At 66.7% G+C, this 13660-nt stretch carries 14 protein-coding genes; 6 read left to right on the top strand and 8 right to left on the bottom strand.

Going from position 1 to position 13660, the window contains the following annotated elements; translation table 11 throughout:
* The first annotated feature begins 118 nt into the window (after positions 1 to 118).
* On the top strand, positions 119 to 931 hold the full coding sequence (locus AAHH99_RS11250; protein ID WP_418768691.1) for an HAD hydrolase-like protein: 813 nt from the start codon (positions 119 to 121) through the stop codon (positions 929 to 931).
* Between the two features lie 58 nt (positions 932 to 989).
* A complete protein-coding gene (locus tag AAHH99_RS11245) occupies positions 990 to 1676 on the top strand; it encodes a nitroreductase family protein (RefSeq protein ID WP_418768690.1) in 687 nt (228 codons plus the stop codon).
* Here the strand turns inward: AAHH99_RS11245 and mmsB are convergent, their stop codons facing one another.
* The 8 genes from mmsB to AAHH99_RS11205 form a co-directional block, all read right to left on the bottom strand.
* Positions 1677 to 2552, bottom strand: a complete 876-nt coding sequence (gene mmsB, locus AAHH99_RS11240; protein WP_418768689.1) for a 3-hydroxyisobutyrate dehydrogenase — start codon at positions 2550 to 2552, stop codon at positions 1677 to 1679.
* An 11-nt stretch (positions 2553 to 2563) separates the two neighbouring features.
* Positions 2564 to 3730 carry an acyl-CoA dehydrogenase family protein gene (locus AAHH99_RS11235; RefSeq protein ID WP_418768688.1) on the bottom strand — a complete coding sequence of 389 codons (1167 nt, stop codon included), beginning with the start codon at positions 3728 to 3730 and terminating at the stop codon, positions 2564 to 2566.
* 20 nt (positions 3731 to 3750) lie between these two features.
* Complete coding sequence (locus AAHH99_RS11230; protein WP_418769597.1) at positions 3751 to 5271, bottom strand: CoA-acylating methylmalonate-semialdehyde dehydrogenase; 1521 nt, start codon at positions 5269 to 5271, stop codon at positions 3751 to 3753.
* A gap of 82 nt (positions 5272 to 5353) precedes the next feature.
* Positions 5354 to 6196, bottom strand: coding sequence for an LLM class F420-dependent oxidoreductase (locus AAHH99_RS11225; RefSeq protein ID WP_418768687.1), 843 nt, complete (start codon positions 6194 to 6196; stop codon positions 5354 to 5356).
* Positions 6197 to 6220: 24 nt separating this feature from the next.
* The gene (locus AAHH99_RS11220; RefSeq protein WP_418768686.1) at positions 6221 to 7066 is read right to left on the bottom strand and encodes an LLM class F420-dependent oxidoreductase; all 846 of its coding nucleotides are present in this window, start codon (positions 7064 to 7066) and stop codon (positions 6221 to 6223) included.
* A gap of 38 nt (positions 7067 to 7104) precedes the next feature.
* Positions 7105 to 8598: an ATP-binding protein gene (locus AAHH99_RS11215; protein ID WP_418768685.1), complete on the bottom strand. Its 1494-nt coding sequence runs from the start codon at positions 8596 to 8598 to the stop codon at positions 7105 to 7107.
* On the bottom strand, positions 8598 to 10265 hold the full coding sequence (locus tag AAHH99_RS11210; protein ID WP_418769596.1) for an FAD-dependent oxidoreductase: 1668 nt from the start codon (positions 10263 to 10265) through the stop codon (positions 8598 to 8600). Before AAHH99_RS11210 ends, AAHH99_RS11215 begins: the two co-directional genes overlap by 1 nt.
* Positions 10237 to 10953, bottom strand: coding sequence for a hypothetical protein (locus tag AAHH99_RS11205; protein ID WP_234787816.1), 717 nt, complete (start codon positions 10951 to 10953; stop codon positions 10237 to 10239). The genes AAHH99_RS11210 and AAHH99_RS11205 overlap by 29 nt, the downstream gene beginning before the upstream one ends.
* A 377-nt stretch (positions 10954 to 11330) precedes the next feature.
* Between AAHH99_RS11205 and AAHH99_RS11200 the strand changes: the two genes are divergently transcribed.
* The 4 genes from AAHH99_RS11200 to rpsM all read left to right on the top strand — a co-directional run bounded on the left by AAHH99_RS11200 (position 11331) and on the right by rpsM (position 13658).
* On the top strand, positions 11331 to 12533 hold the full coding sequence (locus tag AAHH99_RS11200; RefSeq protein WP_418769595.1) for an alpha/beta hydrolase family protein: 1203 nt from the start codon (positions 11331 to 11333) through the stop codon (positions 12531 to 12533).
* A 216-nt stretch (positions 12534 to 12749) separates the two neighbouring features.
* Complete coding sequence (infA, locus tag AAHH99_RS11195) at positions 12750 to 12971, top strand: translation initiation factor IF-1 (protein WP_003418601.1); 222 nt, start codon at positions 12750 to 12752, stop codon at positions 12969 to 12971.
* Between the two features lie 36 nt (positions 12972 to 13007).
* The gene (rpmJ, locus tag AAHH99_RS11190) at positions 13008 to 13121 is read left to right on the top strand and encodes a 50S ribosomal protein L36 (protein WP_003879483.1); all 114 of its coding nucleotides are present in this window, start codon (positions 13008 to 13010) and stop codon (positions 13119 to 13121) included.
* A gap of 162 nt (positions 13122 to 13283) precedes the next feature.
* Positions 13284 to 13658, top strand: coding sequence for a 30S ribosomal protein S13 (rpsM, locus tag AAHH99_RS11185; RefSeq protein ID WP_064345640.1), 375 nt, complete (start codon positions 13284 to 13286; stop codon positions 13656 to 13658).
* The last annotated feature ends 2 nt before the right edge of the window (positions 13659 to 13660 follow it).

The following is a 13660-nucleotide window of genomic DNA, read 5'->3' as shown; positions in this document are numbered from 1 at the left end:
CCTTAGAGGTGCCATTTCCCAGGTGAAGCATGTCGGCGGGGTGCGGCGGGCCGAAGCGGCACCGACGATCCCCCGATTGGGGGAGGACGTCGCGTGTGATGGGAGCCACGCTCTACATATGCCGACAACGCAGGAGACGACGTGGCGCGCGGGCCGATTCTGGTGGGACTGTTCTCCTCCTGGTGCCGGGCCTGATTCCGGCTGTGCCGTGCGCGGTCTGGTGTTCGACCTCGACGCACTGACCGACATCGAATGTGACGGCCACCGGGTCGCCTACAACGCGGCCTTCGCGACGCACGGCCTGGATTTCCAGTGGTCGGTGCCGCGTTACCGACAGTTGCTCGCGCTCAGCGACGAGCGACAGAGGGTCGCCGCCGAGCTTCGCAAGCGGTGCGTGGCCACCGAGGCCGACGTGCTCACCAAGCTGCTGGCAGACGAGATCTACACCACGAAGACCATGCTGTTCGACGAGTTGATCCTCGAGCGCGATCTCTCTCCGCGCGCCGGGCTGGTCGACTTCGTGATGGACGCCGTCGGCGCCGGCGTGCAGGTGGCCGTCGTGGTGAACGGTCAGCGCGGCTGGGCCGAGCCGCTGGTGCGCCAACTCGCCGGCGAGGGCCTTGTCGAGGTCGTGGTCTCCGCTGAGGACGTCGTCAAGCCGATGCCCGATCCGGAGGCACATCGGCACGCGTTGTGGGAGCTCGGGCTGTCCGCCGACGACGCGTTCGCCGTCACCGGTTCGGCCTCGGGGCTGCGGGCGGCCAACGCCGCCGGGATGCCGACGCTGGTGATCACGGGGGAGGGCACCCCGGACATCCCGGCCGCGGTGGCGGTGCGGCCCGACTACGGTGGCGCCAACCCGCTGCGCCTCGCCGACTGCCAGCGACTGCACGCCAACTGGTCGCGTAGCCGTAAGCAGACGGCTGCGTAGCGGCTGACCGAACTCGAACCGGGCGTGTCCGCGCGCCGTCCGGCGGTAGCGTCGACTCATGACCGACATCCCCGCCACCGAAGAAGCGCTCGCCCGCCTCGACATGCCGCTGGTCGAGGCGATGATGACCCAACGTGCTGTGCGCCGCGTCCTGCCCGACCCCGTCGACGACGCGGTCGTACTGAAGTGCATCGAGTTGGCGCTGCGGGCCCCCACCGGATCGAACGGCCAGAACTGGGAGTTCATCGTGGTCAAGGACCAGGCCGTCAAGGATCAGCTCGGCAAGCGTTATCGCCAGGCGTGGTCGCTCTACGGCGGGATAGGCCGGCGTCTGGCCGCCGGCGACGAATCGATGCAGAAGATTTTGCGGGCCGTGCAGTGGCAGGTCGACCATTTCAGTGAGATCCCCGTCCTCGTCGTACCTTGCCTGCGCGGCGGTTCACGGCTGCCCTACATGCCGTCGCCGTTCGTCGGCGAGTCCTCGTTCTTCGGGTCGATCTACCCCAGCGTGCAAAACCTGTTGCTCGCTGCGCGGGCGATGGGGCTCGGTGCGTCGCTCATCACCCTGCCGCTGTGGAGTGTGACATCGGCCCGGCGAACCCTGCGCCTGCCGCTGACCGTGACACCCATCTGCGTCGTGCCCCTGGGCTGGCCGCGTGGCCGGTACGGGCCGACGACGCGCAAGCCGGTCGGACAGGTGGCCCACCTGGACAAGTACGGCGAGCGCGTCTGGGCCGAACGGTGATCAGTTGCCCCGCAGCGACTCGATCACCGCGCTGAAGTCCTTGTCTGCATGGTCGGCGGCGAACTTCCTGTAGATCTCCGCGGCGTGGCTGCCCAGCGGCGCATTCGAACCCGTCGACTCGACCGCGGCCATGGCCAGGCCGAGATCCTTGTTCATCAACGCGGTCGCGAAACCGGGTTTGAAGTCGTTGTTTGCTGGCGACGTCGGAACCGGGCCCGGGACAGGACAATTGGTGTGCACCGACCAGCAGTTGCCGGTGGCCCCAGTGATCACGTCGAACAGCGACTGCGCCGGCAGGCCCAGCTTCTCGGCGAGCACGAATGCCTCGCCGATCGCGATCTGCTGCACCGCGAGCACCATGTTGTTGCACAGTTTGGCGGCCTGGCCGGTACCGGAGGCGCCGCAGTGAATAATCTTGCCCGCCAACGGCTCCAGCACAGGCCGGGCGCGTGCCACCGCTTCGTCCTCGCCGCCGACCATGAACGCCAGCGTGCCCGCGGTGGCACCCTTCACCCCGCCCGACACCGGGGCGTCGAGTTGCGCGAAGCCACGTTCGAGGGCCTGCTGATGGATGCTGCGCGCGTCGTCGACGGAGATGGTGGAGGTGTCGATGAACAGTGCGTTGTCCTTGGCCGCCGGGAGCACTTCGGCATAGCACGCTTTCACGATGTCGCCGTTGGGCAGCGAGGTGATCACGACCTCGGCCTCGCCGACCGCCTCAGCGCCGTTGTCGAAAACCGACACACCCTTGTCGGCCGCGGCCGATTTCAGCGTGGGCTGGGGGTCGAACCCGTGGACGGTCTGGCCGGCGGCAACCAGGTTCGCCGCCATCGGCCCGCCCATGTTGCCCAGCCCCAAGAACGCGATCGTCGTCATTGATGACCTTCCTACGCGGACGCCCGCACCTTGGCGGCCTGCGACCGCCCGATGACCACCCGCATGATCTCGTTGGTTCCCTCGAGGATCCGGTGTACCCGCAGGTCCCGGACGATCTTCTCCAACCCGTACTCGTTGAGGTAGCCGTAGCCGCCGTGCAACTGCAGCGCCTGGTCGGCGACCGTGTAGCAGGCATCGGTGACGTAGAGCTTGGCCATCGCGCACAGCTCGACCTTGCCGGGGTGGTTCTCGTCCAGCGCAGTCGCCGCTCGCCACAACAGGTTTCGCGAGGTCTCGAGCGCGGTGGCCATCTCGGCCAGGGTGAACCGGATGGTGGGCTCGTCGAGAAGTGGGCCGCCGAACGCTTCGCGGTCTCGGACATAGGCGGCGGCCTTGTCGTAGGCCGCCTGCGCACCGCCGAGTGAGCACGCCGCGATGTTGATCCGGCCGCCGTTGAGCCCGTTCATCGCGATCCCGAAGCCGGTGCCCTCGCCGTCAGCACCGCCCAACATCGCATCAGCGGGTACGCGGACGCCTTCGAAGATCACCTGCGCCGTCGGCTGGGCGTGCCAGCCCATCTTCTCTTCGTCGGCCCCGAAAGTCAGTCCAGCAGCGTCCTTTTCGACGAGGAAGGTCGAGATGCCCCGCGGGCCCTCCCCGCCGGTGCGCGCCATCACCACGTACACGTCCGAGGACCCAGCGCCGGAGATGAACTGCTTGACCCCGTCGAGGACGTAGTGGTCACCGTCCCGAACGGCCCTGGTGCGCAACGCACTCGCATCGGACCCCGCACCGGGCTCGGTCAGGCAGTAGCTGGCGATCGACTCCATCGACGCCAGCCGCGGCACCCAGCTCTTGCGTTGTTCGGGCGTGCCATAGGTGTCGACCATCCACGTGCACATATTGTGGATGGACAGGAACGCCGCCACCGTCGGATCCGCCGTCGCGAGCTGTTCGAAGATCCGCACGCCGTCGAGCCTGCGCAAACCGCTGCCACCGACGTCCTCGTTGCAGTACACCGCCGCCATTCCCAGCTCGGCGGCCTCGCGCAGCACGGCGGTGGGGAAGTGGTGGGTCTTATCCCATTCCAACGCGAACGGCGCGAGCCGCTTCTCGGCGAACGCGGCCGCCGTCTCGGCGATCACGCGCTCGTCGTCGTCGAGCCCGAAATAGTCCATGCTGCTTGTGTTCTCGTGTGCTACTTCATGGTCGGCAGGACGAACTCCGCGCCGTCTTTGATGCCCGACGGCCACCGCTGCGTGACGGTCTTCGTCTTGGTGTAGAACAGGATCGAATGTGGACCGTGCTGATTGAGGTCCCCGAAACCGGACCGCTTCCAACCACCGAAGGTGTGGTAGGCCACCGGAACCGGGATCGGTACGTTGACGCCCACCATGCCGACCTGCACGCGTGACACGAAATCGCGGGCGGCATCGCCGTCGCGGGTGAAGATCGCCACGCCGTTGCCGTACTCGTGCTCTGAGGGCAGCGCCAGCGCTTCCTCGTAGTCCTTCGCGCGCACAATGCACAGCACCGGCCCGAAGATCTCGTCGGTGTAGATCGACATGTCGGTGGTGACGTGGTCGAACAGGGTGGGGCCGATGAACCAGCCGTTTTCCAGGCTGTCGTCGCCGAATTGCAGTTCGTCGCTGGCGCGTTCGCGGCCGTCGACGACGATCTCGGCGCCCGCCTCGACGCCGGCGTCGATGTAGCCGCGCACCCGCTGCAGCGCCGCCTCGGTCACCAGCGGCCCGTAATCGGCCTTCGGGTCCAGGCTGTGGCCCACCCGCAGGTTGTTGATCCGCTCGACGAGCCGGGCGCGCAAGCGATCTGCGGTCTCATCGCCAACAGGAACCGCCACGCTGATCGCCATGCAGCGCTCGCCCGCACTGCCGTAGCCGGCGCCGATCAGCGCGTCGACGGCCTGGTCGAGGTCGGCATCGGGCATCACGATCATGTGGTTCTTCGCGCCGCCGAAGCACTGCGCGCGCTTACCGTTGGCCGTCGCGCCCGCGTAGATGTACTGCGCGATATCGGAGCTGCCGACGAAGCCGACGGCCTGGATCGCCGGGTGTTCGAGGATGGCATCGACGGCTTCCTTGTCACCGTGCACGACCTGGAAGACGCCGGGGGGCAGCCCCGCCTCGAGGAACAGTTCGGCCAGCCGGACCGGCACCGACGGGTCCCGCTCGGACGGCTTGAGGATGAATGCGTTGCCGCACGCCAACGCGGGGCCGGCTTTCCAGAGCGGGATCATCGCCGGGAAGTTGAACGGGGTGATGCCCGCGACGACGCCGAGCGGCTGGCGCAGCGAGTACACGTCGATACCCGGTCCCGCGCCCTCGGTGAACTCACCCTTGAGCAGGTGCGGGATGCCGACGCTGAACTCGATGACCTCGAGGCCGCGCTGGATGTCGCCGAGGGAGTCGGCGTGGGTCTTGCCGTGCTCGAGAGACAGCAGTTGGGCGAGCTCGTCAGCGTTCTGGTTGACCAGCTCGATGAACTTCATCAGCACGCGGGCCCGGCGCTGCGGGTTCCATGCCGCCCACGACTTCTGCGCCTCGGCCGCACCCGTGACCGCCACGTCGACGTCAGCGGTCGACGCCATCACGACCTGCGCTTGCACCTCACCCGTGCTGGGGTTGAAGACGTCGGCGGTGCGGCCCGACTGGCCATTGGTGCGCTTACCGTCGATGAAATGCGGAACCTGGGTGGTCATGAACGTGCCCCTCACTACTAGATAGTTGGATATCCTAGTAATGCGGTGGCGCGCGACGCAAGAGCGCCCGGAGGCGGGTTTGTCAGCCCTTCAAGCCGAGCGGCCCGGCCAATTCGGTCAGCGTGGGGATCAACACGTCCCATCCGCCGAGCACCTGGATCGCGACATGATCGGCGCCGGATTCCAGGTGCTCGTTGAGCCGCGCGGCGATCGCGTCGGGCGTGCCGTGGGCGACGAGCGCGTCGATCAGCCGGTCGCTGCCGGGCTTGGCGACGTCGTCCTCGGTGAAGCCCAAACGCTTCCAGTTGTTCAGGTAGTTCGACAGGTTGAGGTAGAAATCGACTGTCTGCCTACCGATCTCGCGGGATGCCTCGGCATCCCTGGCCAACACGACCTTGTGCTCGGGCGCGATGAACACCGTGGGCCCCAGCAGGTTTCGCGCTTCCCCGGTGTGTTGCGGGGTGGTCAGGTACGGATGCGCCCCGGCACTGCGCTGCGCTGCGAGCTTGAGCACCTTGGGTCCCAGCGCCGCGATCACCCGCCGGCTCGTCGGCACCTTCTTGGCGTCCAGCGCGTCGAGGTACTCGACGAGTACGTCGTACGGTGTGCGGTACTCCTCGGTGTGCTCGGGATGACCGATACCGATGCCCAGCAGGAACCGGCCCGGATACGCATCCTCGACGCGGTGGTACGCGTCGGCGACCTCGTCGGCGGGCGCCGTCCACACGTTGATGATCCCCGTGGCGACCTGAAGGTTCTCGGTGCGCTCGAGAATGGGCTCGACGTACTCGAGGTTGCCGGCAGGCGATCCGCCGATCCACACTGCGCCATAGCCGAGCTTCTCGATCTCCACGGCCTGTTCGGGTTTCGGAACGCCGAACGTCCATACGCCGTAGCGGCCGAAATTGGGCTTGAGCTCAGTCATGCGGGTCCCTTCGGTGGTTTCACGTCACTTCAGGCCGAGCGGACCGGCCAATTGAGCCAACGCGTCCACCAGCTTGTCCGGTCCGGTGAGCACCTGCACGGGCACGTGGTCGGCGCCCGCTTCGAGATGCTCGTTGAGTCGCGCGGCTATGGCGTCGACGGTGCCATACGCCACCACGGCGTCGACAAGCCGGTCGCTGCCCGGCTTGGCGACCTCGTCGTCGGTGAATCCGAGACGCTTCCAGCTATTCAGATAGTTCGTGAGATTGAGGTAGATGTCGAGCGCCTTGCGGCCGACCGCGCGGGCATTGTCCACTTCGGTGGTCGGCACCACCTTGTGTTCGGGAGCGAGGAACGCATCCGGCCCGATGAGCTTGCGCGCCTCGGCGGTGTGTTCTGGCGTCGTCAGATACGGATGCGGCCCGGCAGCGCGTTCGGCGGACAGCTTGAGCACCCGCGGACCCAGCGCGGCGACCACCCGTCGCTCTTTCGGGACCCCGTACTCATCGAGCTTGTCGAGGTAGGCGACGAGCGCGTCATACGGCTTCTGGTATTCGGTATGCGCCTCGGGATGGCCGACGCCGATGCCCAGCACGAAACGTCCGGGGCAGGCCTTCTCGATGCGGTGGAAGGACTCGCTGACGGGCCCGGCTTCGGCGGTCCAGATGTTGACGATGCCGGTGGCGAGCTTGAGTGTGTTCGTCGCCTCGAGAATCGGTTCCACCCAACCCAATTCGGCCGCGGGGGAGCCACCGGCCCAGATCGCCCCGTAGCCGAGGTCTTCGATGGCCCGCAGCTGCTTTGGGCTCAGCTTCTGCCACATGGAGTAATGGCCGAACGCGCCGTACCTGCCGAGATCGGGTTTCGTCATGGTCGCTCCAACTTCTCGGTGTCCAAGGGATATTCCGGCTATCCGGCTACGTCGGGCACTTCCGTCGGGGTCGGCGCCTCGGGGGCCGGCGCAACCAACGGTAGATCGATGATGAACCGGGTATCGCCGGGCGCGGACTTGACCCGGATGTCGCCGTGGTGCTTCTCGACGACGATGCGCCGGGCGAGATCGAGCCCCAGACCGGTGCCCTGGCCGAACGGCTTGGTGGTGAAGAACGGTGTGAAGATACGGTCGATGTTCTTCTCTGCGATGCCTTGGCCGTCGTCGCAGATCTCGACGCGGACCATCTCGTCGTTCTTACGCGATGTGCGGATCGTCAACGTGCCCTCATAGTTCATGGCTTGGATCGCGTTGTCGATGATGTTGGTCCAGACCTCGTTGAGATCGCCTGGGTAGCACATCAATTGAGGCAGTGTGGTGTCCTTCTCCCACACCAGCGCGACCGGTTTGTCCTTACCTACCTTGTCGCCGAAGATGGTCTTGATCGTGCTGTGGATCAGCTCGTGGACGTTGGCGGCCTGATACTCGCTGCGGTCCATCTGGGAGTACTGCTTGGCACCGGCCAACAGCGCCGAGATCCGCTTGCTGGCGTCGGCGATCTCGTTCATCCGTAGTTCGGCGTCGATCGTGTACTTCAACCAGCCCAATGCGCTTTGCAGCGTCGCCGAGCAGTCGACGTCATCGATCGAGGCCTGCACGCGTTCGAGCCAGTCGAGGTCCAGACCCGCCTCTACGAATGTCGGTGCGTAGTCCCAGGCGCTGGCGATGCCGCGGCCCTCCAGCCAGTCGCCGATGTGTTCTTCTCGGTCGGACAACTCGAGCGCGCTGAGTTCCTGCGCCTTGGACTTGGCGACCTGCTCGGCGACTTCGTCCTGGATCCGTACGAGCACCCGCAGCGCTTCCGGGGTGAACTGGCCGTCGGCCAGCATCGCCAGCTTGTAGCGCATCTTGCCGACGCCCTCGCGAAGGTCGGCCACCGCGCGGGCGGCGGCCGCCGCCGGGTTGTTGAGCTGATGGGTCAGGCCGGCGGTGATCGTGCCCAGTGCGAGCAGCTTCTCGCGCTGGCCGAGGATCTGGCTCTGGCGCCGGCCGCCGACGCGGTGCCCCTCGAGCAGGTGCACGGCCATCGGGAACTCCGCCTGCATGAACTTGGCGAACGCCTCGGCGTCGAGCACAAAGAAGCGCGACGGCCTCGTGACGCGGACCGAGGCTTCATAGAGGTGCTCTTCGTCGGGGACGTAGGCCGACCACGCGCCGCAGTACACCCCGCGCTGGGACGTGCGATTGGTTTGGATGTCCACGCCGCCCGAGCGCTTCGACATCACCAGTTCACCGTCGAGCAACACGTAGAAGCAGGTTGCCGGGTCGCCCTCGGTGCACACGGGACCGGGTTGGAACGTGGCGATGTGGCCGTTGTCGCACAGAACCTGTAGTTGCCGGTCGGTGAGCGCCTCGAACAGGAACAGCGACCGCAGTTCGTCGGGTATGCACTGGTTCTCGTTGTCGCCCATCACGCCTCCGCCAGGTATCGGTGCACCAACATCACCGCCATCGACCCTTCGCCGACGGCGGCCGCCACCCTCTTGGCGGATTCCGAACGCACATCTCCTGCAACAAACACACCGGGCACGCTTGTTTCCAGGTGGTGCGGCGGACGGTCCAGCGTCCAGCCGGCCACGTCGCGCAGATCGGGCCCGGCGAGGATGAATCCGTGGTCGTCGCGGGCGATACCCGCCTGTTCCACCCAGTCGGTGCGCGGTTCGGCCCCGATGAAGATGAACATGCGGCCGCACGTGTGTTCCTCGCGCTCACCGGTGTTCAGGTTCTCCAGGCAGATGCGTTCCAGGTGGCCGTTGCCTTCGACCTTGTGCACGGCGGTGTGCGGAAGTTCGCGGATGTTGTCGGTCGCCCTGATCTGCTGAATCAGGTAGTAGGACATCGAGTCCTCGAGGGTGCGGCGACAGACGATGCTCACCTTCTTAGCGGTTCGCGACAGGAACATCGCGGCCTGTCCTGCGGAGTTGGCGCCGCCGATGACGAAGACCTCCTCGTCCTCGCATTCGGCGGCCACCGACGAGGTGGCTCCGTAGTAGACGCCCGCGCCGGTGAGATCGGCGCAGCCCTCGGCGGGCAGCTGCCGGTACTCCACGCCCATCGCCAGGATCACCGCCCGCGTCCCGATCGATCGGCCGTCGGACAGGTGGACGGTGCGGGCGTTGCCGTCGATCTCGAGCGCGCTGACCTCGGCCGTCGTGATGAGCTCGGCTTCGAACTTCTCGGCTTGTCTGCGGGCCCGCTCGGCGAGCTGAGACCCCGAGACGCCGTCGGGAAAGCCGAGGTAGTTCTCGATCCGTGAGCTCTGCCCGGCCTGCCCACCCGTGGCCGTGCGCTCGATGAGGACCGTCTTGAGGCCCTCGGAGGCGCCGTAGACCGCCGCGGCCAGACCCGCGGGGCCGCCGCCGATGACGACCAGATCGTAGAAGTCCTCCGAGGGCGTGATCGACAAGCCGAGCGTCGCGCCGAGTTCGGCGTCGTCCGGCGCGACGAGCGTCTCGCCCTGTTCGGTGACAACCACCGGAAGCGTCAGCCCGTCGAGGCCCGCGGCGTCAAGCAGCTGCCTGCCCTTGGGTTCGTCGGCGCGAAACCACGTGTAGTAGAGCCGATTGCGGGCGAGGAACTCGCGAACCTCCGACGAGCGAGCGTTCCACGGGTGCCCGATGATCTTGGTGTGCGGGATCGCCCGGTCGCCGGTCTCGCGCCAGGCTTCGATCAGCGCGTCGATCACCGGATAGAGCTTCTCCTGCGGCGGGTCCCACGGTTTGAGCAGGTAATGATCGAGGTCGACGACGTTGATCGCGTCGATCGCGGCGTGCGTGTCGGCATACGCGGTCAGCAGTACGCGGCGGGCCATCGGGAAGATGTCCATCGCCTCTTCGAGGAATTCGATCCCGCTCATCTGCGGCATCCGGTAGTCGGCGACGAACACCGCGACGGTCTCACCGCGCAGTTTCAGTTCGTTGAGCGTCTCGAGCGCATCGGGGCCGTTCTCGGCGCGCACGATGCGAAATCCTTCGCCGTAGTGGCGCCGCAGATCGCGGGCGACCGCGCGCGACACCGCCGGATCGTCATCGACGCTCAAAATGACGGGTTTACGGGGCTGGGGCGAGGGGCCGGTCATCGCGTACAAGTATGCGCCCATCGTCCCACCGATACCCGGGTGACGGCCGCGACAGCCGACGGGTCCGCTGGGTCCGCTGCGCTATGCCCCGCATCATCTTCTGCTCCATCACGAAATGCGGTATGTCGAACCAGGAATGGCCCACCGCGCCCCCGCTGCCGCGCACAATCAGGCGGGTCCGTCCCACTTCCGGGCGGAGCACGAAAGACCAGCAGCCCGAGGCTTTTTCGCCCCGCTGCAGGCGCTCGAAGTCGGCTGGCGACACCAGCACGAGATGTGATCGGGGTTTCACGTCCGCCACGATCTGCCGGGCCCCGGGACCGTACCGGCGGGCCAGCCAGATCGTGTCGCCGACCTGCAGCTCCTGCCACTCGGGATGGATGACCGCGGCGTTGTGTACATCCGCCCCGACGGCACGCTCCAGCACCGAATAGCTGTAGAAGCCTCCGCGGTCCTCGCCGATCTGAGCCAGCCAGGGCCACACGTCGTCGCGTGTGGCGGCGATGGACACCGCCCGGGTGGTCCGTGGCGTGTCGGGATCGACCAAATCGTCACCCGGCAGTGTTGCGGTGATCTCGTCTTCACGGGCGCCCCAGGTGTATATCCACGGCTGTACGTGGGCTTTGTAGAGGGCGGCGATACCGACCGCGGCCATCACATCTGCCAGGATTGGTCTTTGCTTACCCATCGTTTGCTCCTAGCGGGTGGTGTGCGCGGCGGGATTGCCACTTCTCATCGGACCACCGGCCGCCGGCGGTGACTAGGGACCGAAGTCACCTCGCAGCAGCAAAACGACGTAGGCCATGTTATCGGGGCCGCCACATTGGCCGTGCAGAGTGGTGGGCGCCACTTTGCGCCAAACAGTCGGTGCCGAAACCGGCTGAGCACCAGCACGATTACCCGCCTCAGGGGCCCTGTGTCGGCCGGATCCGTGCACGCACAGGTGACCAATGGCTCTACGGAGACGGCGGCTGCGTGGCTACTGTCGAAGGTGTGGGAACAGACGACATCGGTGTCGGCGCCGACGGTGGCGCACGGACTCCGCACCGCCCCACCGTGCCGCGGATACAGGCGCCGCTGCGCAGTGCGGTGCAACCGCTGACCAGAACCGGCGGTTACTACGCGCGCTCGTGGCGTGACTACCTCCACGACGGCCGCGATCAGACGCCGACCGTGCGGCCGACGGTCGCGTTGGCCGCCGAGGCGTTCCGCGACGAGGTGGTGCTGCTCGGGTTGCGGGCGCGGCGTCCGCTCAGCGATCCGCGGGCGTTTGAGCGGATCCACGGTGAAGTGGTGGCGGCGCTGGACTTCTACGGAGAGCGTGGAAGCCTCGACGATCCGGCGGCGTTCTTCGCCGCGCCGGGGCCCCCGAGCGACCTGGACGTCTCGCCGGTGCGTCGTCGCAACCGCTCGTATTACCGGCTGCGTTGGACCAGCCGGTACCGGCCGGATGCCGCCGAACCGGGCGCCGACCGCTGGCTGGGCTATGACGCCGACTCCCGCGGCTACGGTCTGCTGCTGCGCCACCCCGAACCGCGGCCCTGGCTGGTGTGTGTCCACGGCACCGAGATGGGGCGCGCGGCGATCGACCTGGCGATTTTCCGCGCCTGGTACCTGCATGAGGAGTTGGGTCTCAACGTCGTGATGCCGGTGCTGCCGATGCACGGTCCGCGAGCCAAGGGGCTGCCGAAGGGTGCGGTGTTCCCCGGTGAGGACGTCCTCGACGACATCCACGCCACCGCCCAGGCGGTGTGGGACGTTCGCAGCCTGGTGGCGTGGATCCGCCGGGAGCAGCCGGAGGCGCCGATCGGCGTGTACGGGCTGTCGTTGGGCGGTTTCATCGCGGCGTTGGTGGCCAGCCTCGACGACGAACTGGAATGCGCGGTGCTGGGCGTGCCGGTCGCAGACCTGGTCGGTCTTCTGGCGCGGCACTCCGGCATGGACAGCGACGATCCGCGGATGGAGACGATCAGGCTGGCCGCCCCGCTGGGCCGGATGATCTCGCCGCTGTCGTTGCCGCCGCAGGTCCCGATGGCTGGGCGCTTCATCTACGCGGGCATCGCCGACCAGGTGGTCCACCCTCGCGAGCAGATCGACCGGCTGTGGGAGCACTGGGGCCGCCCCGATATCCAGTGGTACCGCGGCGGGCACACCGGCTTCTTCAGGTCCCGGCCCGTGCACCGGTTCGTCACGGCCGCGCTGGTGCAATCGGGCCTGGTCCGCGGCTGTGACGCAGAACCGGACCGGCCCGAGACGGCGACCGGTTGACGGAGCCCTCCGTCGCGATTTTGGGTGCGGCCGGTGGGCGAGTAACATGGATCAACGGTGCGGTGATCGCGCCGACTCTTTGCGTGCCCTGTTCAGGAATTTCTGGCTACTGGCTCACGTTCTGTAGTCGGAGCAAACGCTGCGCCGCAAGCAGTATCCGCCGCTCGCGGCGGGAAGGCGCCAACGATTCAGGACACGGAGGATCTCCGAAAAACAATGGCCAAGAAAGACGGTGCCATAGAGGTCGAGGGTCGCGTGGTCGAACCCCTGCCCAATGCGATGTTTCGCATTGAGCTGGAGAACGGACACAAGGTCCTTGCCCACATCAGCGGCAAGATGCGGCAGCACTACATCCGCATCCTGCCCGAGGACCGCGTCGTGGTGGAGCTGTCACCCTACGACCTGTCCCGGGGCCGCATCGTTTACCGGTACAAGTAAAAACAGACACTCCAGAAGAACAGGATCGAACGAGCCGTGAAGGTGAACCCGAGCGTCAAGCCCATTTGCGATAAGTGCAGGGTGATCCGCCGGCATGGGCGGGTCATGGTGATCTGCTCTGATCCACGCCACAAGCAGAGACAAGGCTGAGTCAGGGTTTCCTCCAGCCCTCTGCTGCCGAAACAACTGAATGACGAAACCCCAGTTCCACTGAGCGGATACGCCGCTCGTCACGTCCGGCACGGAGGCCGGACCCCATGTGAGGGAACGGACTGGGACAAGACCTCCGCATAGAAGAAGGAAAACTGCCTGATGGCACGCCTCGTGGGCGTCGACCTCCCGCGCGATAAGCGCATGGAGATCGCCCTGACCTATATCTACGGCGTCGGCCGTACCCGCTCCCAGGAGATCCTGGACGCCACCGGCATCAGCCGGGATCTGCGCACCAAGGACCTGACCGATGATCAGGTGACCCAGCTGCGCGACTACATCGAAGCCAACCTCAAGGTGGAGGGCGATCTGCGCCGCGAGGTGCAGGCCGACATCCGCCGCAAGATCGAGATCGGCTGCTACCAGGGTCTGCGGCACCGCCGTGGGCTTCCGGTGCGCGGCCAGCGGACCAAGACCAACGCGCGCACCCGCAAGGGTCCCAAGCGCACCATCGCCGGCAAGAAGAAGGCCAGGTAATC

Source organism: Mycobacterium neumannii (genome assembly GCF_048452905.1).
Lineage (GTDB): Bacteria > Actinomycetota > Actinomycetes > Mycobacteriales > Mycobacteriaceae > Mycobacterium > Mycobacterium neumannii_B.
Note: the sequence above shows the minus strand (reverse complement) of the source record. Positions and strands in the feature narration are given on the sequence as shown.

Coding starts and splice junctions, on each gene's coding strand:
- AAHH99_RS11250 (WP_418768691.1), top strand. CDS start 119: ATGCCGACAACGCAGGAGACGACGTGGCGCGCGGGCCGATTCTGGTGG.
- AAHH99_RS11245 (WP_418768690.1), top strand. CDS start 990: ATGACCGACATCCCCGCCACCGAAGAAGCGCTCGCCCGCCTCGACATG.
- mmsB (WP_418768689.1), bottom strand. CDS start 2,552: ATGACGACGATCGCGTTCTTGGGGCTGGGCAACATGGGCGGGCCGATG.
- AAHH99_RS11235 (WP_418768688.1), bottom strand. CDS start 3,730: ATGGACTATTTCGGGCTCGACGACGACGAGCGCGTGATCGCCGAGACG.
- AAHH99_RS11230 (WP_418769597.1), bottom strand. CDS start 5,271: ATGACCACCCAGGTTCCGCATTTCATCGACGGTAAGCGCACCAATGGC.
- AAHH99_RS11225 (WP_418768687.1), bottom strand. CDS start 6,196: ATGACTGAGCTCAAGCCCAATTTCGGCCGCTACGGCGTATGGACGTTC.
- AAHH99_RS11220 (WP_418768686.1), bottom strand. CDS start 7,066: ATGACGAAACCCGATCTCGGCAGGTACGGCGCGTTCGGCCATTACTCC.
- AAHH99_RS11215 (WP_418768685.1), bottom strand. CDS start 8,598: ATGGGCGACAACGAGAACCAGTGCATACCCGACGAACTGCGGTCGCTG.
- AAHH99_RS11210 (WP_418769596.1), bottom strand. CDS start 10,265: ATGACCGGCCCCTCGCCCCAGCCCCGTAAACCCGTCATTTTGAGCGTC.
- AAHH99_RS11205 (WP_234787816.1), bottom strand. CDS start 10,953: ATGGGTAAGCAAAGACCAATCCTGGCAGATGTGATGGCCGCGGTCGGT.
- infA (WP_003418601.1), top strand. CDS start 12,750: ATGGCCAAGAAAGACGGTGCCATAGAGGTCGAGGGTCGCGTGGTCGAA.
- rpsM (WP_064345640.1), top strand. CDS start 13,284: ATGGCACGCCTCGTGGGCGTCGACCTCCCGCGCGATAAGCGCATGGAG.